Below are 24,108 nucleotides of genomic sequence, written 5' to 3'. Positions count from 1 at the left end.
CTATGGAGATTATGGAGCCTTTTTGAGTGTAGAAAAAAAGACAATCGCAGATGACTTCAACTAAGCCACACACGATTGCCTCTATACATCGTCTCATAAGGACAATGTATGACCTCATAACGCATAACAAACTTTTCTGAATAGGTTACACTAAACTAGACAAAAATTATAAAGTGTTCTACACTGAACTAAAGAAAAGAGGAATCCCTTATGTCTAGAAAACCACGTCGTCACTTCACCGATGATTTCAAAAAACAAATCGTTGACCTTTACCAAGCAGGGAAAAAGCGTAGTGAGCTCATCAGAGAATATGAGCTAACCCCTTCAACCTTCGATAAGTGGGTGAAACAATCCAAAACAACTGGATCGTTTAAGACCGTTGATAACCTTACTGCTGAACAGCGCGAGCTGATTGCCCTCAGAAAACGAAACAAAGAGCTTGAAATGCAGGTTGACATCTTAAAGCAAGCAGCGGTGATTATGGCGCAAAAAGGGAAGTAATCACCGCTAATAAAGATAAATACAAAATTGTAGACATGTGCCGTTGCTTAAATATCCCGCGTTCTAGCTATTATTACAAAGCCGTTGAACCTGTATCTGAAGCAGAGATTGAAGGAAAGGTTAGAAACATTTTCTCTGAAAGCAAGTCCAGATACGGGGCTAGGAAAATCAAGAAATGCCTGGAAGCTGAAGGCATCTGCTTGTCTCTCCGACGGATTCGGCGCATCATGAAGCGCCTAAATTTGGTCTCTGTTTACCAGAAAGCTGTCTTCAAGCCTCGTTCTAAAGGGAAGAACGAAGCTCCCATTCCTAATCTCTTAGATCGACAATTCGACCAACACAAGCCTTTAGAAGCCCTTGTCACGGACTTGACCTATGTTCGTATAGACCAGCGTTGGGCTTACGTTTGCCTCATCATCGACCTCTTTAATCGAGAAATCATTGGCCTGTCAGTCGGTTGGCAGAAGACCGCAGATCTGGTAAAGCAAGCAATTCAGAGTATCCCTTATGCTTTAACCAAGGTCAATCTTTTTCATTCTGACCGTGGCAAGGAGTTCGATAATCAGCTGATTGATGAGATGCTAGTGGCCTTTGGTATCACCCGTTCTCTTAGTCAAGCTGGTTGCCCTTATGACAATGCCGTGGCTGAAAGCACCTACCGTGCTTTCAAGATTGAGTTTGTTTATCAAGAACAATTTTCAACACTGGAAGAACTGGCCATCAAGACAAGAGACTATGTCCACTGGTGGAACCATCATCGTATTCACGGTAGTCTCAATTACCAAACTCCCATAGCTAAGCGAGGTATCGCTTAAGAAAAACACTTTATAAGACTGTACAGAAAACTGTTGCCTTTTCATTTCGATTATACTTCGACCCAAAATCAGTAAAGCCGTCTATGCCCTAGTATTCTAACACCTTATTTTTAAAAAGGCTAGATAAGATGTTCCTTTTGTGTACACTTTTATCACTCCTTAGCACAGAAAAAGAGGGCAATAACCGACATTTAGCGACTGTCCTCAAAATATTTTCGCTTTAACACCTTGTTATACTTGACAAATGGTAGAGAAATACCTCATGGAGTGAACCATGAAGTGTTGTAGTTGCTGTATTGTAGCTGATTCTTAACGTTTTGAGAACTGGCTAGCTTTACGTGCTTTCTTAAGACCTGGTTTTGGGTGACCTAAGTAAAATACCTGTAAAAGACTATTAAATCACGCTTTCAAAGTCCATTTTCATTACAAATAAACACTTATAACCAAATCTTACAAACAATGGATTACCAAAAATCAGTTTATGGAGTTGAGAAATTAAATAATAGAAATCACACACTTCCAGTTTTATCTAATTATAATTTGACAAGAATTTTTTCAAACAACTCAGTCAATTTAACTTTATCTCCATAGACTGTACCGTCCATATACAAATCATAAATCTCATCATCATTACCAATAGAAATTTCACACTCATATCCTTTCATCAAGGCTAATGAACGGATAACTTCTCTCTGAGTACGCCCATTTCCCTCACGAAAAGGATGAAAATAATTAAGATTATCAAGAATGTCAACTAAGCCTGTCATTATTTCATCTCGTTTATGAGAGTTATGATGAAAATCAGCAATTAATCTGTCGAGATAAGGTATCGCTGTATGGAAAGATTGAATAGGCAAAAAGGCATTACCGCTCTTTGAGATATTGACCTTCCTAAACTCTCCTGCCCAATGGTATATCCCTTCAAATAAAAACCGATGAATTTTTAAAATATCATCAACACCACGAACTTCAATCGGAGTCGCAAATAACTTCAAACTTTGACTTGCTACCATTCGATATTCAAGTTCACTAGCTTTCTGCTCATCAAGTTCATTAAATTTATTGATTAGAACTGATGAATCCTTATAAGTGTAAATATTATTTGGGTCAATATAATCATACCCTTCGTAACTTTTTCTTCCCATTAAACAATACCTAATGCCAGAGCTTCATCACGAAGTTTTTCAACATCCCCAACAGTGGGCTGCCAGCCTTCAATCATATTTGTACTCAATGCATACCAAACACTTTTGAATACTGACCGATTTTCAAAAGCTACTCCCATAATTGTCATATTCTTTGTATTGATGTCTAGAGTCATCTGCCACCTCCGTTATTTAGATTATACCATGCTTTCCTGATAAATTCATAATTTCATTATTTATTAGGTCTGATAATTGAATATATAATCAACTAGCACCACGGGTACTACTGTATATAATTTCATCAAATTTCAAATACAATTCTTTGAATAATTCTCTTATTACTAGCTAAATTACATCTTAAGTCAATCTCTTGGAATTCTCGCAATTGTGACTTTAACAAAAGATAACCGTCAGAATTTATTTCGAGTTGAGCAAATAATCTGTAAGCATTCGAAGCTATTTCCCTTAAATTACCAAACCTTTCTTTCCAGTTCTTACTCCGTACATCTAACTTTTGCAACTTTTTCTGTTCCTTAAATAGTTGTGAAACGGATTCCTGTAATTCTAATCTAGTAGAAAGGTGTACTTCTATATTTTGAAAATCATTTAAAAGAAGCTTTAAAAGCACAATATTTGATTTCACGTAATTTAATATACTAAAATTTGGTTCCTCTCCTTTATGAGCATAAGTGTGGCGTGCTGAAATTAACTCATTATGTTTATGTATTATGTCAGATTCAATACAAAATGAAAGTAACTTTATCTTTCTTGTTGAAGTATCCAAGTATTTATTAAGATTATCTTCTATCTCTTTATACTTTACTCTCGGAGAAAAAGTTCGTGGATTTAGATTATCATTTAAATACTTTTTTCTATGTGAATTTGTATCTGTCGCATGGAAATCTAACACAGAATAAATAAATTGTTTCATAAGCTGCTCACAAAATGTATAATAGTCTATTAGTAATTTCAGCTCTTGTGCCTTATAAATATTACGTAACTCCCCATAACGAATACCTATTTTATTTGCTAATTCTCTGTGAGGAACTGAATCATTTGATATACTATCCTCCATAATATCCACTAGTTCAATAGATTTCTCAAGATTTTCTAATCTTTCTGCAAAAAATTCAACATCCATATTTTAACCTATGCGGATAAAGACCTGTCTTTCCATTAATATCTAAGATTTTGGTATTCGGATGATAAACAGATGAAGTCAGCTGATTTTCGACCCAATGAAGATTAGGCTTCCCATCCCCTGTCAAGGACTCAAACTGATCATCATAAAAATTTAAGCCACCAACACTTTTACTTGTCTGTAAATTAACCACGCGCCATGGGGTTAAAACGGTCTCCTTATCAGGATTTTTAAAAGTGCTAAAGAGTTCTGCGATTTTCTCTGCTCTCTCAATGAAGTCCAGGCTATCAAAGGACATAGCAAAACTCCAAATATTCTTCCAACAATTCTTTAGAAAGTTTGACTTAAGCTTAATTTGAAAAAAGTATATTTAAAGTATCCCCCAAAATTCTCTGACCAGCAGTTCAGAATTTTTCTCCCATCTCAAGAGTGAGTCTCTCCTATTATTGCCACCAAATAGTAAAAAAGATTGAAGCTAACAAGCGAAAGAATATATTGAATGGTATAACTGCGATAGACCTCAGGAAAAATGAAAAGGCATGACCCCCATGGAATTCAGGAAATCATACCTTATAAACGACTATTTTTGGTTCTATAATTTCTGTAGTGGGTAAATCCACTGTGGAGATTATGGAGCCTTTTTCAGTGTAGAAAAAAGTTCCATATGACCTATAATGAAAAGCGACAAAACTATCATTTAGAAAGACTCATATGGAACAAACTCATTTTATCACACAACTGCTGGGAATTAAAGACAAAAATATCACTATCACTAATGAATGCGACATGGGAACACACTTAGAACTCCACGGTCACTTGGATTACACAGCCCCTAAATGCCCTTCCTGCAAGGGACAAATGGCTAAGTACGACTTCCAGAAAGCCTCTAAAATCCCCTACTTAGAAACTGCTGGCTACCCGCTACTTATCCGCCTTCGAAAGCGTCGTTTCAAGTGCAAGGAATGTGGGAAAATAGCGGTCGCTGAAACTCCTATTGTTAATTGGAATTACCTTATTCCAACGCTAAATTGGAAGCTACCAATAATCTTATCAAAGTCATTAAACGAAATGCCTTTGGTTTCAGGAAGATGAAAACTTCAAAAAGCGGATTTTGATTGCCATCAATATCAAAAAAGAGAAGACCAAGCTGGTCCTCTCTAGATGTTAGCTGACATCTACCCACTACAGTTGACAAAGAGCCACTTTTTTTCTATTATTCTTTATTTTTTCGGCTCTTTGTCATATAAAATAGTTGTAGTACAATACCAACTAAGGCCATTCCAATGACGATAAAGAATGCAGGTGTATAATCTCCGCCATTTGCCTGAGCTAAGCGTGCGCCTAGTTGTGGACCTGCAATTGCAGCAACGCCATAAGCGGTAAACATCCATCCATAATTGGTTCCAACGTTCGCTACACCCCAATTTTCCGCTGTAATTCCGGGGAAAGACCCTAGAAATCCACCGAAGGATAACGCGACCATCATGACACCTAGGACAGCTAAAATATTCCCTTCTCCTTTGAAGGTTGCTGTTAAGAATAAGCCTCCTGCAACTGTTGCAAACATTGCAATAACCGTTGGATACCGACCGATTTTATCCGAAACAATTCCCCAAAAAATTCGTCCAAACGTATTTGCAATCGAAACCAGCATGACAAAAAATGTTGCTTCACTGACTAGTTTATATTGATCTGATATGCTTGCCGCACTACCAATAATCATCATACCGCCAGTTGCACCTAGCACATAAATCAACCATAATAGCCAGAAATTACCTTCTCTGAGCATTTCCTTATGAGTCTTGCCAGTTGGAGCCACACTGCCTCCAGCAGGGGTAACAGCGGGTGCTTTTTCCATCACTATAGATGAAGCACAAATGATGAGCAATAAAGCAATCCCTAATACATTAAATGTTCGATAAATCCCCATAGATGCAATCATAGACTTGGCTACGGGACCAATAATAAGTGGACCGAGCCCAAATCCAGCAGCTGTCAATCCGCCTGCTAAGCCTTTTTTATCAGGAAACCACTTTGTTGCTACTGAAGTTGATGCACCATAAGCTGCACCAATTCCTAACCCTAGCACAAGGCCATAGGTCATATATAGGATTGGTAAAGAGGTGGCAAAACCAGTTGCAAACATGCCTAAACCAAATAATATACCTCCTAGAAAGACAAACTTCTTAGGGCCTAATTCATCCACCTTTGGACCAAATAGAATCATACCTACCGGCACCATAGCAAATGAAATACTGAATGCTAACGAAGTCTGTGCCTGCACCCAACCTTGATTTGCATTTGTTTCCAACAAGGCTTTTTGGAAAACAGACCAGGCATAGCCAGCTCCTAAGGAAAGATTGGTGAGGATAGCAGCGATTAAAATAAGCCATCGATTTGCTGTTTTTTTCATCTCTTTCCACCTTTTTCCTATCGAGTGACAATAACTGCTGTTCCCATACCTCCACCAATACAAAGCGTTGCTAAACCACATTTTGCATCACGCTTTTGCATTTCATGGATTAGTGTGACAAAAATACGAGCTCCAGATGCACCGATTGGATGTCCAAGGGCAATCGCTCCACCATTTACATTGACAATGTCTGTATTCCAGTTTAATTCTTTATTTACCGCACATGCTTGGGCAGCAAATGCTTCATTTGATTCGACCAATTCAAGATCATCTACTGATAGGCCAGCTTTTTCAAGAGCTTTTCGGCTGGCATAAATTGGACCACATCCCATTAATTCTGGCTCGAGACCTGCACTAGCATATGATTTGATTGTAGCAAGAATAGGAAGTCCTAACTCAATAGCCTTTTCCTTGCTCATGACAATAACTGCAGCAGCACCATCGTTGATACCAGAAGCATTTCCTGCAGTGACACTGCCATCCTTTTTAAAGGCGGGTCTCAATTTTCCTAAACCTTCAAGAGAAGCATTAGCTCTTGGGAACTCATCTGTATCAAAAACAATTGGTTCACCCTTTCTTTGCGGAATAACCACTGGGATAATTTCGTCTTTAAATCGACCTGCTTCAATAGCTGCAATAGCTTTTTTCTGAGAGTTTACTGCAAAAATATCTTGGTCTTCTCTTGTAATGCCATATTTATCAGCAACATTTTCAGCTGTAATCCCCATATGGATTGAATGAAATGCATCCGTTAACCCATCGTTGATCATCGTATCAATCACTTGGCTATCTCCCATACGAGAGCCCCAGCGTTGATTACGAAGCACATAAGCAGCTTGGCTCATATTCTCTGTTCCACCTGCTACGACAATCTCTGCATCGCCTAACAAGACGGCTTGTGCAGCTAATTGAACTGTTTTAAGCCCTGAACCACAGACCTTGTTAATCGTAAAGGAAGGACTAGAGATTGGAATACCTGCCTTAATACTAACTTGGCGTGCCACATTTTGTCCGAGACCACCACTCAAAACGTTCCCGAAGATAACTTCATCTACTTTATCGGCAGAAAGACCAATCTTTTCTAACGCTCCTTTAACAACTAGCGCACCCAAATCAACAGCTGGCACGTCCTTTAAACTGCCTCCATAGCTACCAATTGGGGTACGTACTGCTGAAACAATTACCGCTTCTTTCATTTTTTGTTCTCCTTATTCATTCATACTAGTAAGTGAAGAATCCTTGGCCAGTCTTGCGCCCTAGCTTACCAGATTCTACCATTTTCTTCAATAATGGTGCTGGACGATATTTTGGATCAGTAAAGCCGTTATTTAGGACATTCATAATCGCTAATACAACATCTAGTCCAATCAAATCTGCCAATGCCAACGGACCAATCGGATGGTTAGCACCTAATTTCATCGCTGTATCAATTTCTTCAGCAGTGGCAACACTTTCTCCCAATACAAAGATTGCTTCATTTATCATTGGAATCAAGATACGATTGACAACAAATCCGTAGGAGTCTGCTACTCGTACAGCTGTTTTATTGATTTTTCCAGCTACTTCTTCAACCAAACTAGCTGTCTCTGGTGAGGTCTGAATGGCGCGGATAACTTCTACTAGTTTCATCAATGGTGCTGGATTAAAGAAATGCATACCAAGCACTTTATCTGGTCGTTTTGTCGCAGCAGCAATGTCTGTCACAGAAAGAGAGGATGTATTGGAAGCTAAGATTGTTTCTGCTGGCGTGATTTCATCCAACTGTCTAAAGATTCCTAATTTGATGTCGCGATTTTCTGTCGCTGCTTCAATGACCAATTCAACATGTTTTGCATCTGCATAATCTACTGAAGGAATTAAGCGTGCCAATGTTGCTTCTACATCTGCTTCTTCCATTCGACCTTTTTCAACTGCGCGTGCAAATTGTTTTTTAATACCTGAAAGGCCACGTTCTACAAATTCTTCTTTGATATCATTAAGATAAACGGTGAAACCTGCCTGCGCAAATACTTGAGCAATACCGCTTCCCATTTGACCTGAACCAATCACCATTACAGTTTTAATTTCCATGATTTCTCCTTTTTATAACTATATTTTATCGAACTATTTGATGAGAAAAAGTAAGGAGTGATGATAAGGGCATCATACACTCCCCGTATTTCTTAAATAAATGCACCAATTCCTGTCAATTCACGTCCTACAATCATAGCGTTGATTTCGTGAGTACCTTCATAAGTGTAAATAGCTTCTGCATCTGTAAAGAAGCGTGCTACTTCTGTCTCATAAGTAATACCGTTACCTCCGCAGACTTCACGAGCCAAAGCAACTGTTTCTCTCATGCGAAGAGAGTTGTGGAGTTTTGCAAGTGAGGAATTGAGCATTTCTTCTGTTCCAGATTCTTGAATTTCAGCGATGCGTGCAGAATAAGCAATAGCCGCTTGCACATTTGCTTGCATACGAGCCAATTTTTCTTGTACCAACTGGAATCCACCAAGTTTGCGACCAAACTGTTCACGTGTTGTTGTCAAGCGAAGTGCTGCATTGAAAGCACCTGCTGCAGTTCCCATTGCAATATAAGCAACGTCTGCACGAGTACGAACAAAGATTTTAGCGACATCGCCATATCCATTGATGTTAACAAGACGATCTGCTTCTGCTACTTCAACATCTTTTAAGGTGATATGACCATTATTGACAATTCGAAGAGCAATTTTATGTTCAACGTTTTCCACTGTCAAGCCTGGGCTGTCTTTTTTCACCATGAAACATTTAATCTTCTTCGTTTCGACATCCCGAGCAAATACTGGGATGAAATCAGCTGTTTTTGCTCCACCAATCCAACGTTTTTCGCCATTTAATACCCAGACATCTCCTTTACGCTCAGCTGTAGTTGCAAGACCTCCTGCAATATCTGAACCATGATCAGGCTCAGTCAAGGCGAAACAAGTTTGAGCTTCAAAATTACGAACTGGAGTAGCAAAACGTTCAATTTGTTCTGGGCTACCACCGATTAGAATAGTGTTGTAGCCCAAACCACCATGAACAGTATAAAATGTTGCTACTGATGGATCAAAGCGAGCCATTTCCAAATAAAGGAAGGCATTATAAAGTTCACCAGCTTTCCAAGAACCTTCTCTACCGACAAAAAGATCTGGGTGAGTCATAATTTTTGCTGCTGCAAATGCTCCAAGAATTTCCTCACGTGGTAGTAATGCTTTTTCATAAGAGTCAATCAAGACTGGACGAATCCGTGCTTCCATTTCTTGACGTAAGTGTTTAAGAACCTTTAATTCTCCTTCTGTAAGCTTTTCAGCGTACCCAAACAAATCCTCTGGATATAATTCTTTTGCTAATTCTTTTACTGACATGGTTAGTTAGTCTCCTTTGTTTTTGAATTGTAAAGCGTTTACATTTTGTTGACATCTTTATCATAACGCGGATTTCCTAAAAAATCTACTTAAGAAAAATTAATCAACTTATTAGCAAAACTGATAGAGTTTGAAGGATTTTTCACAAGTACGTTCAAAAGCAACTATCCCTGCTCACCTGAATAATTCTAGGCAAATGCACCAGCACATCATCAAACAACTCTAAAAAAAAGAGCAGACCTCCACCGTGATTTCTTAGAAACCACAATAGAATCCACTTCTTCTTTCTCACATATGGTCTTTTACTGCAACTGCCACCATTCTAGCTTTGGCACGAACTTCTCCTGCTGCCTCCATCTCCATTCTGACAATCACCTTTCTCTCGCCTATTTCTTCGACTTCTGACGTAACTATGATTTCTTCATGGATGGGAAGTGGCTTTTTGAAATCCACTTCTAATCTTGCTGTAATAAAACGCCTAATCACCGTCTCCTCTGTCAATTCAAGACCCTTATGCTTGTGCGCAAACCAAGCTGCTGACGCTGTGCCGTGACAGTCAAATAAAATAGCAATAAGTCCGCCAAAAATATTTGCAGGAACACCACCAGTGTATTGCCCATTTGGCGTATAAGTCATAATACACTGTTCACCATTAGCGCTTGGATAAGACTTCGCATGCAATCCGTTATCGTTTTGAGGTCCACAGCCCCAACAATGCTGAAAGCGATCGCCATATGTATCTTGGATAGAAATTTTTTTATCAACTTGAATCATTATTGTTCTCCCATCTACAATTTGTAGTATAGTTTCATCATATCACAGTTTGGAAGCGGTTTCCAATACTTTGTTTTGCTATTGACAGTCTATCCAATAGAAAAAGAGAAGACATTTGCCTTCTCCCTTAAAAATCATTAGATTGTCATGAGACACATTCACTTGCTCGACGTCGTCTATCAGGATGTCGCCAATAGCGTCTGCTACAAAGAGCACTACAAAACACAGTCCTACGATCCAATTTTCCTTGGATAGTAGTTACTTTTCGGCCACATCTTTTACAAATGAATGTTCTACTGTCATACCACAAACTAGATTCTTGCTCTTTCATCTTTCGCTATTCTTCTCCTTTCCTTTTTTTGCCAACCATACCTAAAGCTGCTAGACTAAGCGCAGTCGCAACATAGATAAATTCATGATGCGCAGCAGCATCACCAGTATCTGGTAAACGTTTCTCCTGATCTTTCATAGAATTCATATCAGAATTTGCCGAAGAAGCTTCTGGAGCATCTGCTTTCTTGCTATCTGTAATAGTTGCCCGTTTTGTATCTGCTTTAGAAACGATATTGTTATTAAGCACAGGACTATTGGAAACGTCCACATTCCCCTTATGATTTAGAGTAGAGCTATTAGTAGACGATGGGGTAGGTATCTGATTATTATGACTAGAATGACCACCTTGAGTTGAACCTATTGATGGGTAATTTGTCTTCTCAGTGACCACTACAGGTACTTCAACTGAATCGCTGCTACCATCTGGGTAAGTCACAACGACTGTAACAGTACCTTTATCGCCTGGTTGGTCAGTACTTGGAATCATACCTGTAACAACTGCAGTACCTCCTGAACCTTCTGGAATAGTGACTTTACCGAGGACATCATCATTGGTAATCCGAGTGCCTTGGGGAACTGTAACAATTCCAACACCTGGTTGATACTTGTCTTTGTCCTTTTCTTCAACTGGTTTTGGAACTTCGGTAACCTTCACGGGTACTTCAACTGAATCGCTGCTACCATCTGGGTATGTCACAACGACTGTAACAGTACCTTTATCGCCTGGTTGGTCAGTACTTGGAATCATACCTGTAACAACTGCAGTACCTCCTGAACCTTCTGGAATAGTGACTTTACCGAGGACATCATCATTGGTAATCCGAGTGCCTTGGGGAACTGTGACAATTCCAACACCTGGTTGATACTTGTCTTTGTCCTTTTCTTCAACTGGTTTTGGAACTTCGGTAACCTTCACGGGTACTTCAACTGAATCGCTGCTACCATCTGGGTATGTCACAACGACTGTAACAGTACCTTTATCGCCTGGTTGGTCAGTACTTGGAATCATACCTGTAACAACTGCAGTACCTCCTGAACCTTCTGGAATAGTGACTTTACCGAGGACATCATCATTGGTAATCCGAGTGCCTTGGGGAACTGTAACAATACCGACACCTGGTTGATACTTGTCTTTGTCCTTTTCTTCAACTGGTTTTGGAACTTCGGTAACCTTCACGGGTACTTCAACTGAATCGCTGCTACCATCTGGGTATGTCACAACGACTGTAACAGTACCTTTATCGCCTGGTTGGTCAGTACTTGGAATCATACCTGTAACAACTGCAGTACCTCCTGAACCTTCTGGAATAGTGACTTTACCGAGGACATCATCATTGGTAATCCGAGTGCCTTGGGGAACTGTGACAATTCCAACACCTGGTTGATACTTGTCTTTGTCCTTTTCTTCAACTGGTTTTGGAACTTCGGTAACCTTCACGGGTACTTCAACTGAATCGCTGCTACCATCTGGGTATGTCACAACGACTGTAACAGTACCTTTATCGCCTGGTTGGTCAGTACTTGGAATCATACCTGTAACAACTGCAGTACCTCCTGAACCTTCTGGAATAGTGACTTTACCGAGGACATCATCATTGGTAATCCGAGTGCCTTGGGGAACTGTAACAATACCGACACCTGGTTGATACTTGTCTTTGTCCTTTTCTTCAACTGGTTTTGGAACTTCGGTAACCTTCACGGGTACTTCAACTGAATCGCTGCTACCATCTGGGTATGTCACAACGACTGTAACAGTACCTTTATCGCCTGGTTGGTCAGTACTTGGAATCATACCTGTAACAACTGCAGTACCTCCTGAACCTTCTGGAATAGTGACTTTACCGAGGACATCATCATTGGTAATCCGAGTGCCTTGGGGAACTGTGACAATTCCAACACCTGGTTGATACTTGTCTTTGTCAAGGCTTGGTTTTGGTTTTGGAGCAGCGGTTACAACATCCAACTTAACTGTCGTACTACCTTCTAAACCATCACTATCGCGAGTCACAATCGTCACGGTGTGTTCACCTGCTTGATCTGGGACAAAGGCTTTTGCTTCCTCTTTTGTTAAGGTTACCTTGCTTCCATCCGGTTTCACAATGAGATAGGTTGGAGGTTGTGTAGTCTTAGCATCCTGATCTGAAGCATCGTCTTCTTTATCTGTAATCACAACGTCTTTTGTCAAATCAACTGATTTACCAGTTTCAGCAGTTTGATCTTTGGCTGTTACAACTGGCTTTTCGTTGGTGATTTTGCCTTTACCTTCGTCAGATGTATTCTTTGAAGCATCTGTCGCTGTTGCTGTAATCTTGTCGTCACCTGGTACAAGCTTAGCATCTGCTGGAACTGGTACTTGAAGTGCTCCACTTTCATCTACTGAAACTTCTGTTCCGTCAGGAAGTTTCCAGACTCCTTCTTTGTCTTTCTCTACGATAACAGGATCTTTCTCCCCTGGGAAGGTAACAGCAACAGAGGTCACGTCATCATCTTTTGGTGTTACTGGAACTTTGGTTGCTGCCGTATCAACTGTACCAATTGTAGGAGCTTTTGGAGCTGTTTTATCTTCTACTTTCAAGACGAATGTTTTCTCGGTTTTTTTACCATCGCTATCGGTTACAGATACTTTAATCGTGTACTCGTCTACTTTATTCGGATCAAAGCCACCTTTATCAACAATCATAACGGCGCCAATTTCTTTCGTATCAGCTTTATCCGAATCGTCTTCCTCATCTGTAATGTTCGTTACCAAGGCTTTGATTTGGTCATCTGTAAATGTAGATCCTTTTTCGATTGGATCAGCTGGCTTATCAGCTGTTGGTACCTCAAATTCTGGGGCTTTGTTAGTGATGTTTGCTTTTGTTGCTCCAGATTCGTTTTTATACTTATCTTGAATCGTCGCTACAATTGATAACTCAGACTCTTTCAATTTTGTTCCTTCTGGAACTGGAAGTTCTAATTTACCTTCTGCATTTTTTTCTACGACAGTTCCATTTGGTAAAGTCCAAACACCCTTGTCATCTCTGGTTGCTTCAACTGTGAAAATAGGTGTATCAGGAGAAGCTGGATCGATAACAGAAAGTTTCAACTTAATTCCGCCACCGTCTGTGTATTCTTCTGTATTTTCTTTTTCTGCTGCTGTCACATCCACTGGAATGACCTTAGCTGCAGTATTGATAGAGTCTACAATTGGCGCAACTGGTGCTTTGGTATCAATATAAAGTGGTTGTTGTGGTCCTGTGAGACCCTCTTGTGACGTTACAGAACCTCTGACAGAGACACCATTACTCCATGTATAAGTACTATTGGTATAGGTTGTCGTCGCTTTAAAGAAGACTCCTTGCTTGTCAGTATTATCATCAACCTTGAAGTTCAAGGTGATGTCTCGACTCTTCATAACAGCTAAAGCTGGTCCTGCCGAATAATCTTGGAACCCATTTGATAGATCACCTGAAGCACCGTAAACAGCATCAGGAACGGTAATAGTGCGACTTGCCTCATCATAGGTGTATCCTGCCGGTAATGGTCCATCCAGAGAAACCCCTTCTGGCACGACGATTTTCGTCTTAACGTTAGCAGCAGTAATCCCGCCTTCGTTTTTCACGTTCAGTACATACTTAATCTTATCACCACGAGTATAAACATCATCTTTTCCGTAAGTTCCCTCTCCAGTAACATTAGCACCTTCTTTAGGAATCTTTGTCAAAGTCTGTTTATGGTTCAACGCAGCTCCAAGCTCAAGACCGACGTTATCAAAGATATATCCAGCATCCTGATGATTTGGATAAAGTTTTGATTTTTCGCCAGCTTTCAGCACCATACGGACACCTGTTACATTTTCAGGAATTTTGTAGAAAGCACCTCCTTCACTATAACCAAAGACACCTCCACCTAAATTGACAATTTCAGTCGTTTTGCCATCTGCTGTTGTTAAAACATTCCCGTCTTGATCCACAAGGTAACCAATCCCTTGTTCACCATCTCCTGAACGTTGCTCCCAGCTATCAAAAGCTCCCTTATAAGAGAAATGGAACCGAATGGTTGAATTTGGATTGACTTTATAAAGTTGCGATTGAATCTCAGTTCCTTGGTTTTTCAACTCTACAAAACGTGTAGAAGTTGGACTACGATAGTAATTTGTAGGGGCAATAGAAGCACTTTCTGCAGCAATACTCGCTGGTTTTGGTGTTCCCTTAATTAAATAACCCTCTCCAGAAATACCGTCCGTTTTTTTCAATACATCAGCTTTATTTATCTCATAAACCTTAGACTTATCCTTGTCACCCAATTCATACGGATCGATTTTTTCGATAACATACGAAACTTCACCCTTATCACCTGTCACCTTTCTCCGTTGGTAGCGTTCCATATTTTGCTTGATATACTCTGGAGTTTCAGGTTGAACAACGTTAAAGCTATTACCAGACTTCAAGGTCCAGCCTTCATATTCTTCTCCTTTCGTTACTTCTTTTTCTTTCCATTTGTAACGAATAGAACCAATCTCTTCTTTACCCTCAACTGGTGGCTCACCCTTTTGTGGATAGAAGCCTAGTACATGTTCACGCTCTGCTGTTTTTTCAACTGCATCGTCAAAATCCCCTTTGTCAAACGAGTCCCGCCAAGGAGTTGTTTCAGCTACTTCACGAGTTTCTTCATTGACCATAAAGCCCTGTGAAGTAGGATTTTTCGGAACTTGTCCATCCTCGGCTTTAGGTTCAGTAAGCTCCGGATTCTCTGCCACCTTATTCGTTTCTGCAACGCTCGAAGCCGCTGTAGTAGAATCATCTCCTGATGCAGTCGTATTTTCTTGAGCTAAAACTGCTGGTGTTGTCATAAGAATGCCAAACACGACAGAACAGACGCCTATTGTCAATTTCCGAATTGCAAATTTTTGTTTTTTATTTAAATTCATTTTTCTCTCCTTTAATAAAACTATTTAAGTGTTTTATCAAGTATTCATTCGTTCATTATCTCTTGTACATCCATCATTGATATTCAATCAGCTATTTTCGTTTATCAGTCTCAAACGTTACTAATGTAGTTCGGTATCCTTCTCATATATACATACATAATTACATACATGCGTAAGTATATATATATATATATATATATATATATATGCAAACCATATACTCCACCAATGAACCAAGAGGGAAGTAGAAGCATCCCTCTCGGTCTTGATAGAGAAACTTGATAATCTCGTTCTACGATGACTTGATTAATGAAGTAATGAACGATATATGATGAGCACAAGTGAGAAGACAAGGTAGGCTAAATGCCGCCTTTCCTGCCCTCTTCGTCTTATCATTCTATAAGAATGAGGGGCATCTCATCTGCTAACGCTAGAATAGATTCCTTATTCTTCTCTTTTTCGCTTTCCTAGAAGTGCCAGACCAGCAAGACCTAGTGCGACAATGCCGTACATTGTACCTAGTCCATCCGCTGTATCTCCTGTATTTGGCAACATTTGCGCATCGCTCTCTTTGACTGGAGTTTCTTTTGGCGTTGAAACTTCTGAAGAAGGAGTGATGACTGATATTGCTGGAACTGCCGGAGTTACTGGAGAATGTGGAGCAACTGGTATCGCTGGAGTGGTTGGCACTACTGGAGAATGCGGAACAACCGGTACCACTGGAGTGGTTGGTACTGCTGGATTCTCTGGTTTTGGTGTAACGACTACAGTCTTCTTAACTTCTGTTGTCAGACCACCTTTATCAGTTACCAAGAAGGTTACTTCGTAAACTCCTGGTACATTGTAATCAACTGGATTATCTTTGATCGTGACGGTTACATCCGTGCCGTCTTCTTTGTCATTTGGAATGACAGAAGTAATCAAGTCTTTATCACTGATTGGCGTGCTTCCTTGTGGAACTGTCACAAGTGGGGAGGTGCCAGTCGGTGGCGTATTTGGAACCACTGGTTTTGGTGTAACAAACACTGGGACTTCTACATCTACCAAGTCACCATTTGGTAATTCAACCGTTACGGTCACACTTGGCTTCACACCTGGGATTTCAGTTGTTGGAATTTTACCAACGTTTTTCACCTTGGCACCTTCTGGCAACTTCACATTTTTAGCTACATCTTCTGGTGTAATTGGTGTATCTTGCTCCACAACAATTGGAGTTGTCGGAACTGCTGGATTCTCTGGTTTTGGTGTAACGACTACAGTCTTCTTAACTTCTGTTGTCAGACCACCTTTATCAGTTACCAAGAAGGTTACTTCGTAAACTCCTGGTACATTGTAATCAACTGGATTATCTTTGATCGTGACGGTCACATCTTTACCATCTTCTTTGTCATTTGGAATGACAGAAGCAATTAAGTCTTTATCACTGATTGGCGTGCTTCCTTGTGGTACAACTACTGTCGGAGAAACACCTGTTGGAGGAGTATTTGGAATAACTCCTGGTGTATATACACCTTTAGCTGGTGTACCATTCTTATCTTTAGCAACAACTGTTACGCCTGTTCCTGTTCCTGTAAAGTCTTTTTCTGGCGTGAACGTTACTTTACCACTTGGATCAACTGTGTATGTTCCTTCGCCTGGAATTGTAACGCTTGTTACTTCTTCTCCTGTCTTAGGATCAATTAACTTAGCTGGATTAGAAGCATCTGGAACAAGTGGTGTACCATCGCCGTTTTTGAAGGTTGGGGTTCCTTCTTGCTCTTCACCTTGTTTACCTGTTGAAGAATCATTGTCACCTGTTGGTGTCACTGGTGTTACTGTTGGTGTGTACTTGGCTTTTACTGGCGTACCATTTGCATCTGTACGTTTAACCGTTACACCCGTTCCTTTACCTACAAAGCCTTTTTCTGGGGTAAACGTTACTTTACCACTTGGATCAACTGTGTATGTTCCTTCGCCTGGAATGGTAACGCTTGTTACTTCTTCTCCTGTCTTAGGATCAATTAACTTAGCTGGCTCATCACTTAATGGTACTTCTGAATCACCTTCCGTAAATGTCGGAGTTCCTTCTTGTGGTTGTCCTTGTTTACCTGTTGACGTATCATCTTTTCCTGTCGGTGTAACGCCTTCAACTGTTGGTGTGTACTTAGCATCTACTGGCGTACCATTTTTATCTGTACGTTTAACCGTTACACCCGTTCCTTTACCTACAAAGCCTTTTTCTGGGGTAAACGTTACTTTACCACTTGGATCAACTGTGTATGTTCCTTCGTCTGGAATGGTAACGCTTGTTACTTCCTCTCCTGTCTTAGGATCAATTAACTTAGCTGGCTCATCACTTAATGGTACTTCTGAATCACCTTCCGTAAATGTTGGAGTTCCTTCTTGTGGTTGTCCTTGCTTACCTGTTGACTCTGCTGGGTTACCTGTTGGTGTTACTGCTGTTACTGTTGGTGTATAAGTTGCTGTCGCTGGGGTTCCGTTCGCATCTTTCGCTTGGACTTTTACTGGAACTGGGGTTCCGACAAAGTCTTTATTCGGTGTGAATGTCACTTTACCAGTTGCTGGATCAATTTTATACTTACCAACTTCTTTGCCATCTTTATCTTTCGCTGGAAGTTCTGTTGCATCTGTTTCTTTTCCAGTTTCTGGGTCGATGAACTTAGCTGGATTGTCTTCTGAAATCTCCACTGGCACAGCTGGATCACCTTCCGTAAATGTTGGTGTTCCTTCTTGAGTTTGTCCTTGTTTACCTGTTGATACTGCTGATTCACCTGTTGGTTTAACCGGTGTTACTGTTGGTTCATAAGTTGTTGTAACTGCTGTTCCATTCACATCCTTCGCTTGCAGCGTCACAGCTGGTGCTTCGCCTACGAAGTCTTTTTCTGGTGTAAAGACTACCGCTTTTTTGCCATTTTCTCCAGTTTCAATTGTATACGTTCCGACTGGTTTGCCTTCTTTATCTGTTACAGTTACAGATTCAGCTGGATTACCTTCTGCATCCAATAGCGTTACAGATTCTGGATCCACTTTAACGTCTGGATCGCCATCTTTGAAGTTCACAGACTTAGCGGTATCATCTTTATCAAAGACAATTGGAGATGTTTGTTTAGCTCCTTGAATGCCTGTTGTTGCTGCTGGTTCTGCTGTCGGTGTAACGCCTTCAACTGTTGGTGTGTAGGTCGCTGTCGCTGGGGTACCGTTCGCATCTTTCGCTTGAACTGTCACTGGTTCTGCTGTTCCAACGAAATCTGGATTTGGTTGGAAGGTTACTTTACCAGTCTTAGGATCAATCGTGTACTTGCCAACTTCTTTGCCATCTTTATCTTTCGCCGGAAGTTCTGTTTTTTCAGTTGGTTCGCCTGTTGTTGGATCAATGAATTTAGCAGGATTTTCTGCTGAAATGTTCACTGGCACAGCTGGATCACCTTCAGTAAATGTCGGAGTTCCCTCTTGTGGTTGTCCTTGTTTACCTGTTGACTCTGCTGGTTTACCTGTTGGTGTAACACCTTCAACTGTTGGTGTGTACGTTGCTTCTGCTGGAGTACCGTTCGCATCTTTCGCTTGAACTGTCACTGGTTCTGCTGTTCCAACGAAATCTGGATTTGGTTGGAAGGTTACTTTACCAGTCTTAGGATCAATCGTGTAAGTACCAACTTGTTTACCATCTTTCATCGCTGGGATAGTTGTGTCAGTAATTGGTTGTTTCGTTACTGGATCATAGAATGTTGCTGGATTGTCTGCTGAAATCTCCACTGGTACTGCTGGATCACCTTCAGTAAATGTAGGAGTTCCCTCTTGTGGTTGTCCTTGTTTACCTGTTGAGTCTACCGGTTTACCTGCTGGTGTTACTGCTGTTACTGTTGGTGTGTACGTTGCTTCTGCTGGGGTTCCGTTTGCATCTTTCGCTTGAACTGTCACTGGTTCTGCTGTTCCAACGAAATCTGGATTTGGTTGGAAGGTTACTTTACCAGTCTTAGGATCAATCGTGTAAGTACCAACTTGTTTACCATCTTTCATCGCTGGGATAGTTGTGTCAGTAATTGGTTGTTTCGTTACTGGATCATAGAATGTTGCTGGATTGTCTGCTGAAATCTCCACTGGTACTGCTGGATCACCTTCAGTAAATGTAGGAGTTCCCTCTTGTGGTTGTCCTTGTTTACCTGTTGAGTCTACCGGTTTACCTGTTGGTGTAACACCTTCAACTGTTGGTGTGTACGTTGCTTCTGCTGGGGTTCCGTTTGCATCTTTCGCTTGAACTGTCACTGGTTCTGCTGTTCCAACGAAATCTGGATTTGGTTGGAAGGTTACTTTACCAGTCTTAGGATCAATCGTGTACTTACCAACTTCTTTACCGTCTTTCATCGCTGGGATAGTTGTGTCAGTAATTGGTTGTTTCGTTACTGGATCATAGAATGTTGCTGGATTGTCTGCTGAAATCTCCACTGGTACTGCTGGATCACCTTCAGTAAATGTCGGAGTTCCCTCTTGTGGTTGTCCTTGTTTACCTGTTGAGTCTACCGGTTTACCTGTTGGTGTAACACCTTCAACTGTTGGTGTGTACGTTGCTTCTGCTGGGGTTCCGTTTGCATCTTTCGCTTGAACTGTCACTGGTTCTGCTGTTCCAACGAAATCTGGATTTGGTTGGAAGGTTACTTTACCAGTCTTAGGATCAATCGTGTACTTGCCAACTTCTTTGCCATCTTTATCTTTCGCCGGAAGTTCTGTTTTTTCAGTTGGTTCGCCTGTTGTTGGATCAATGAATTTAGCAGGATTTTCTGCTGAAATGTTCACTGGCACAGCTGGATCACCTTCAGTAAATGTCGGAGTTCCCTCTTGTGGTTGTCCTTGTTTACCTGTTGACGTATCATCTTTTCCTGTTGGTGTAACGCCTTCAACTGTTGGTGTGTAAGTTGTTGTAACTGGTGTTCCGTTTGCGTCTTTTGCTTGTACCGTTACTGCTACTGGTGTTCCTACGAAATCTTTGTTTGGAGTGAAAACAACCGTTTCCCCATCAAGTTTATACGTACCTACTTTCTTACCGGTTTCATCCACTGCTTCTACACTTGTAGCAGGTTCCCCTTCGGCATTTAACAAGGTTATAGTTGATTTATCAATCGGAGCTGATTCAGCACCTGCTTTGAAGTTCACTGAGTTCGGTTGGCTGTCATCGCCAAATACGATTGGAGATGTTTGTTTAGCCCCTTGAATACCTGAAGTTGTTGATTCAACTGCTGTTGGTTTAATTGGCTTAACAGTTGGGGTATAGGTTGTTTCTGCTTGATCACCACTTGCATCGGCAATACGGACTTTGACCGGTGTAGCTGTTCCTGTAAAGGTTGGTAGGGGTTGGAATTTAATCACACCATCAGCTAGTGTATAAGTACCTTGACCGTCTACGGTGACAGAAGTTGTTGGTTCACCAGATGCATTCAACAAGGTCAAGGAGTCAAGCTTCAAGGATTCCTTGTCTGTTACAGTGTCAGTTGGTGCACCTTGGTCATCTGTTGTGTACTCTTTGAACATTGCTTTTGCATCTGTTGTTTGAGCAACACCTTGAGGTCCTTCTGTTTCAGCTGGTTTACCTTTTGGCTTGTTATTGATAACCTCTGGAATATAAACTGCATCCATCGTCTTAGTTTCAATGGTATGACTTCCGTTGTTCACATTCTCAAGTTTTGTTTCAGAAGCATTCCGATCTGCTGCTTCCCAGCCTGTGCTTGCTCCATTTTTATCAGTTACACGAAGGACAACACCTTTAGCTTTTCCTGTGAAGGTTACTTCTGGTGTAAAGGTAATTTTTTTACCTTCAATAGTATAAGTACCTTGACCTGGCTCTTTCCAACTGTCCACTAGATCACCATTTGGAGCAACGATTTTCACTTCTGCACTGTCTTCAATCAAATTATCTGTATCAAAGTCATAGTCTTGACGTCCATAAGCTGTAAATTCGACACGACCATTGCCAGAAGTGTCTTTTACTGGATTAGTACCTCCTACTATATATTCAACATTGATAGTCTGTTTTTCTCCAACATAGCCTTTGGTCTCTTCCTTATCTCCGCGTGGTGGATGAGTTACTTGTACTTGGAAATCTTCCACCTCTCCTGAATAAGCGATTCCTGTTGGTTTTGCGATGTCGTTTTGATTTTTGGCGATACGGGCACGGACTGCCACTTTCCGAACGGATGGATCCACCATCTGTGGCACATTATTCCAAGTAAACTGGTAATCACCTGTTGCATTGTTTACTGTTACCAGTTCAGAACGTTCGCCTTCGTCAAACTTCCCGTTGTTATTGAAGTCTGCCCACGCATAAGCATAAGCCGTAGGTTGCTCAGCATCGCTAGCCTCTGCACCATTGCTCGCTTTGAATTCCAATGTATAGGTCTTATCATGCGCCTTGTGTAAGATATAAGTTTCTTTACCGCTACCTGTTCGATGTACCTTGTCCTCACCGACCAACTGACGCACTCCCTCGTCTCCTGTATTGAACAAGTCATCCGTTTCAAAGTCTACTTTGAGATTGCTTGGATCAGTAATATCAAGGTCTGCTTTCTTGCTTCCTAAATATGGTTGAACGACTTTGTCTGAAATCATATGAGCAACAGGTCCGTATGACTCTGGTGCATCTCCTTCATCAAATACAGCCACCCCCATCATCAAGGATTGTTGACCATTACTAATGATATATAACTCAGCAGTTTTTGCATTTCGCGAAACGATGAGCGGAACAGACCTTCTCCATCTTTCCGTTACATTTGGACCAGCCACTCGTGTACCTATCCCATCTCCAAAAACAACTTGCTTACCATCCAGAGTTGTGGCAATACCGATTCTAGATTTTTCAGGATTGACATTCGCAAGATACTTGACTTCGTAACCTTCAGGATTAGGCTGTGCTTTCAGCTTTCTAATTAAGTCATTAAGACCACCATTATCCTTCTGATCTGTTGCTGGAAAGTAAGAGCCTTTAGTTTTCCCTTCTGATAATTCAGCTAACAACTCAAATGGTTCTCCATCTGTCACAAAGATTTCAGCTTCATTTCCTCTTGCTTCCTCTCCAGTAGCCAAGAAAAAGTTAGCTGGAACTTCCTTGCCAAGATAAGTTGCCTTTAGTTTGAATTGAACACCGATATTTCCACCATTTCCATTTGCACCAATGGTTGGTTTATTCCCGGCATTAAGACCTTGTTGTAATAAATTAGAATAACCATTTTGAGGCTTTACAATAACTTCCTTAGGAATATTTTTATTTCCTGCTTGGTTATTAATAGCATTAGGATCATAAGTTGACTCTGCTTCTGTTCCCTCTACACGTTTTTTGTAAGTATCAGAAGCATTGAAAGGTTTTAAACCTACTACTTCTACCCGTACAACATAACCTGGGTAGATTTCTTTTTCATAATAAGAACCAACCTTAAGCTTATCACCATCTAGATTATGGGCAGCTGATGGGTCTCCCCAATCCAGCCAATTCAGCTGTGCTTTCAGAGAGCTAACATCTTTTGCCGCCTCTTCTTCATAGAGCTTTGCAGTTTCTGCTGTAGATGGATTATACAGTTTTTCGATATTTTCTTCTGGCGTTTTTTCTGCTGGAATTGTTCTAAAGCCAGTATGGCCTTCGATATCATTATTACCAGCAGCAGCTTGGTCGTCACGAACCACATTGAAGTTGACAAGGTTGTTACGTCCACCACGCTCTACAACGAGGGCTGCCTGCGTTTCAGCTTGGTTCTCTGCCAATTTGTAACCTTGAAGAGCAGGCTGAATCTTCAAATCTGTCTTAGCATCCACCGTCACATGAAACTCTTTTGGCTGATCGATTGGCAAGGTTGTCTTTTCAGCAACCGAATGGCTAGCAGAGTAAACTTCCTTACCAGACTCTTGATCAGTATAGGCTACTTTATAAATCGTTGCTGCGACACGTTCTACTTCCTCTACCGGAGCAACTCCGTCTAAGGCTTGACGAGCTTGAGCTAGGCTAGCAGCAACTTGATTGATCTCTTCTTGGGGAGCTTCTTCTTTTTCCAAAATAGCCTGTGCCCGAGACAATTCTTGATCATAGCTATCTTTATTAGTAGCATGAACATATTGGTCTGTGTCTTTAATCTTCTCAAATTCTGCAACTTCATCAAGCAAGACTTTTTTATCTACCGCTACTTTATCACGGACAGATGTTGTCGTAGAAGAAGGACTGACATCTTCAAGCTTTTCCGTATTGATTTCTTCTTTATTAGTTGGCAATTCTAGTGTCGTATTTTCTGAAGCAGGAGTTCCCTCTACTACTTCACCAGTATCAGCATACACCTGTGGTGCTACCAATAGAAGTGACCCTAAAAATACAGAGCCAACTCCAATTTTAAATTTCCGAATTGAAAAACGGTCTTTTTTTCTTTTAAACATCTTTTCCTCCAAATAAAAATTTAGGTACATTTTTAATTACCCACAAATAGTACGATGTTATCTTTTAACTCTTGAAGTTAAAATTAGAATGTTTATCCCTCCACAATTTTAAAATTTTAGATATCGAGTTTATCTTATCTCTTCATTTAACAAGATGTTCTCTTTTTCAAAACCTAGGATTTTTGAACATTCTATGTTATAATCTTAACAAGATATGATGGGGTTAATATGTTTCCTTATTTAACAGGCTTTTTGTATGTCTACATTATTTTATTTTCATGTAAATATACAGAGAATTTTCTTTTT

Annotated in this window: 11 protein-coding genes and 3 pseudogenes; 3 read left to right on the top strand and 11 right to left on the bottom strand. The window is 40.6% G+C overall.

Annotation, left to right across the window (positions count from 1 at the left end; translation table 11 throughout):
- The first annotated feature begins 210 nt into the window (after window positions 1-210).
- A protein-coding gene (locus tag A4H00_RS09365; RefSeq protein ID WP_099092148.1) for an IS3 family transposase occupies window positions 211-1,316 on the top strand; the annotation gives its coding sequence in 2 pieces (ribosomal slippage) (window positions 211-487 and window positions 487-1,316; 1,107 coding nt in all).
- A 533-nt stretch (window positions 1,317-1,849) separates the two neighbouring features.
- Here the strand turns inward: A4H00_RS09365 and A4H00_RS09360 are convergent.
- The 4 genes and pseudogenes from A4H00_RS09360 to A4H00_RS09350 form a co-directional block, all read right to left on the bottom strand.
- Window positions 1,850-2,461 (bottom strand): Fic/DOC family protein, encoded by a 612-nt coding sequence (locus A4H00_RS09360; RefSeq protein ID WP_067090107.1) that lies wholly within the window; start codon window positions 2,459-2,461, stop codon window positions 1,850-1,852.
- Window positions 2,461-2,637 (bottom strand): hypothetical protein, encoded by a 177-nt coding sequence (locus A4H00_RS11675; protein WP_099092171.1) that lies wholly within the window; start codon window positions 2,635-2,637, stop codon window positions 2,461-2,463. Before A4H00_RS11675 ends, A4H00_RS09360 begins: the two co-directional genes overlap by 1 nt.
- Before the next feature lie 125 nt (window positions 2,638-2,762).
- Window positions 2,763-3,602, bottom strand: a complete 840-nt coding sequence (locus A4H00_RS09355; RefSeq protein ID WP_067090102.1) for a hypothetical protein — start codon at window positions 3,600-3,602, stop codon at window positions 2,763-2,765.
- A 13-nt stretch (window positions 3,603-3,615) separates the two neighbouring features.
- Window positions 3,616-3,903: pseudogene (locus A4H00_RS09350) on the bottom strand (hypothetical protein); the annotation flags it as partial.
- 410 nt (window positions 3,904-4,313) lie between these two features.
- Between A4H00_RS09350 and A4H00_RS09345 the strand changes: the two are divergent.
- Together A4H00_RS09345 and A4H00_RS12450 are read left to right on the top strand one after the other, a co-directional pair.
- A pseudogene (locus A4H00_RS09345) lies at window positions 4,314-4,628 on the top strand (transposase family protein); the annotation flags it as partial.
- A pseudogene (locus A4H00_RS12450) lies at window positions 4,604-4,770 on the top strand (transposase); the annotation flags it as partial. The pseudogenes A4H00_RS09345 and A4H00_RS12450, both read left to right, overlap by 25 nt.
- A gap of 45 nt (window positions 4,771-4,815) precedes the next feature.
- On the opposite strand, the gene A4H00_RS09340 reads toward A4H00_RS12450, so the two are convergent.
- The 7 genes from A4H00_RS09340 to A4H00_RS09310 all read right to left on the bottom strand — a co-directional run bounded on the left by A4H00_RS09340 (window position 4,816) and on the right by A4H00_RS09310 (window position 23,802).
- On the bottom strand, window positions 4,816-6,015 hold the full coding sequence (locus A4H00_RS09340) for an L-lactate MFS transporter (RefSeq protein WP_067090092.1): 1,200 nt from the start codon (window positions 6,013-6,015) through the stop codon (window positions 4,816-4,818).
- Between the two features lie 17 nt (window positions 6,016-6,032).
- Window positions 6,033-7,211, bottom strand: coding sequence for an acetyl-CoA C-acetyltransferase (locus A4H00_RS09335; protein ID WP_067090088.1), 1,179 nt, complete (start codon window positions 7,209-7,211; stop codon window positions 6,033-6,035).
- A 25-nt stretch (window positions 7,212-7,236) separates the two neighbouring features.
- Window positions 7,237-8,085 (bottom strand): 3-hydroxybutyryl-CoA dehydrogenase, encoded by an 849-nt coding sequence (locus A4H00_RS09330; protein WP_067090084.1) that lies wholly within the window; start codon window positions 8,083-8,085, stop codon window positions 7,237-7,239.
- A gap of 92 nt (window positions 8,086-8,177) precedes the next feature.
- Window positions 8,178-9,383 (bottom strand): acyl-CoA dehydrogenase FadE, encoded by a 1,206-nt coding sequence (gene fadE / locus A4H00_RS09325; RefSeq protein ID WP_067090081.1) that lies wholly within the window; start codon window positions 9,381-9,383, stop codon window positions 8,178-8,180.
- Window positions 9,384-9,671: 288 nt separating this feature from the next.
- A complete protein-coding gene (locus A4H00_RS09320) occupies window positions 9,672-10,157 on the bottom strand; it encodes an acyl-CoA thioesterase (RefSeq protein WP_067090078.1) in 486 nt (161 codons plus the stop codon).
- Between the two features lie 337 nt (window positions 10,158-10,494).
- The gene (locus tag A4H00_RS09315; protein WP_067090074.1) at window positions 10,495-15,399 is read right to left on the bottom strand and encodes a Rib/alpha-like domain-containing protein; all 4,905 of its coding nucleotides are present in this window, start codon (window positions 15,397-15,399) and stop codon (window positions 10,495-10,497) included.
- Between the two features lie 444 nt (window positions 15,400-15,843).
- Window positions 15,844-23,802, bottom strand: coding sequence for a GEVED domain-containing protein (locus tag A4H00_RS09310; protein WP_067090071.1), 7,959 nt, complete (start codon window positions 23,800-23,802; stop codon window positions 15,844-15,846).
- Window positions 23,803-24,108 lie beyond the last annotated feature (306 nt).

The sequence above is a fragment of the Streptococcus marmotae genome, from assembly GCF_001623565.1.
GTDB classification, from domain to species: Bacteria; Bacillota; Bacilli; order Lactobacillales; family Streptococcaceae; genus Streptococcus; species Streptococcus marmotae.
This window is presented reverse-complemented; position numbering and strand designations above follow the sequence as displayed.

What these genes read in the sequence shown, in the direction of transcription:
- A4H00_RS09340 (WP_067090092.1), bottom strand. Translation starts at nt 6,015, where the DNA reads ATGAAAAAAACAGCAAATCGATGGCTTATTTTAATCGCTGCTATCCTC.
- A4H00_RS09335 (WP_067090088.1), bottom strand. Translation starts at nt 7,211, where the DNA reads ATGAAAGAAGCGGTAATTGTTTCAGCAGTACGTACCCCAATTGGTAGC.
- A4H00_RS09360 (WP_067090107.1), bottom strand. Translation starts at nt 2,461, where the DNA reads ATGGGAAGAAAAAGTTACGAAGGGTATGATTATATTGACCCAAATAAT.
- A4H00_RS11675 (WP_099092171.1), bottom strand. Translation starts at nt 2,637, where the DNA reads ATGACTCTAGACATCAATACAAAGAATATGACAATTATGGGAGTAGCT.
- A4H00_RS09310 (WP_067090071.1), bottom strand. Translation starts at nt 23,802, where the DNA reads ATGTTTAAAAGAAAAAAAGACCGTTTTTCAATTCGGAAATTTAAAATT.
- A4H00_RS09315 (WP_067090074.1), bottom strand. Translation starts at nt 15,399, where the DNA reads ATGAATTTAAATAAAAAACAAAAATTTGCAATTCGGAAATTGACAATA.
- A4H00_RS09330 (WP_067090084.1), bottom strand. Translation starts at nt 8,085, where the DNA reads ATGGAAATTAAAACTGTAATGGTGATTGGTTCAGGTCAAATGGGAAGC.
- A4H00_RS09355 (WP_067090102.1), bottom strand. Translation starts at nt 3,602, where the DNA reads ATGGATGTTGAATTTTTTGCAGAAAGATTAGAAAATCTTGAGAAATCT.
- fadE (WP_067090081.1), bottom strand. Translation starts at nt 9,383, where the DNA reads ATGTCAGTAAAAGAATTAGCAAAAGAATTATATCCAGAGGATTTGTTT.
- A4H00_RS09320 (WP_067090078.1), bottom strand. Translation starts at nt 10,157, where the DNA reads ATGATTCAAGTTGATAAAAAAATTTCTATCCAAGATACATATGGCGAT.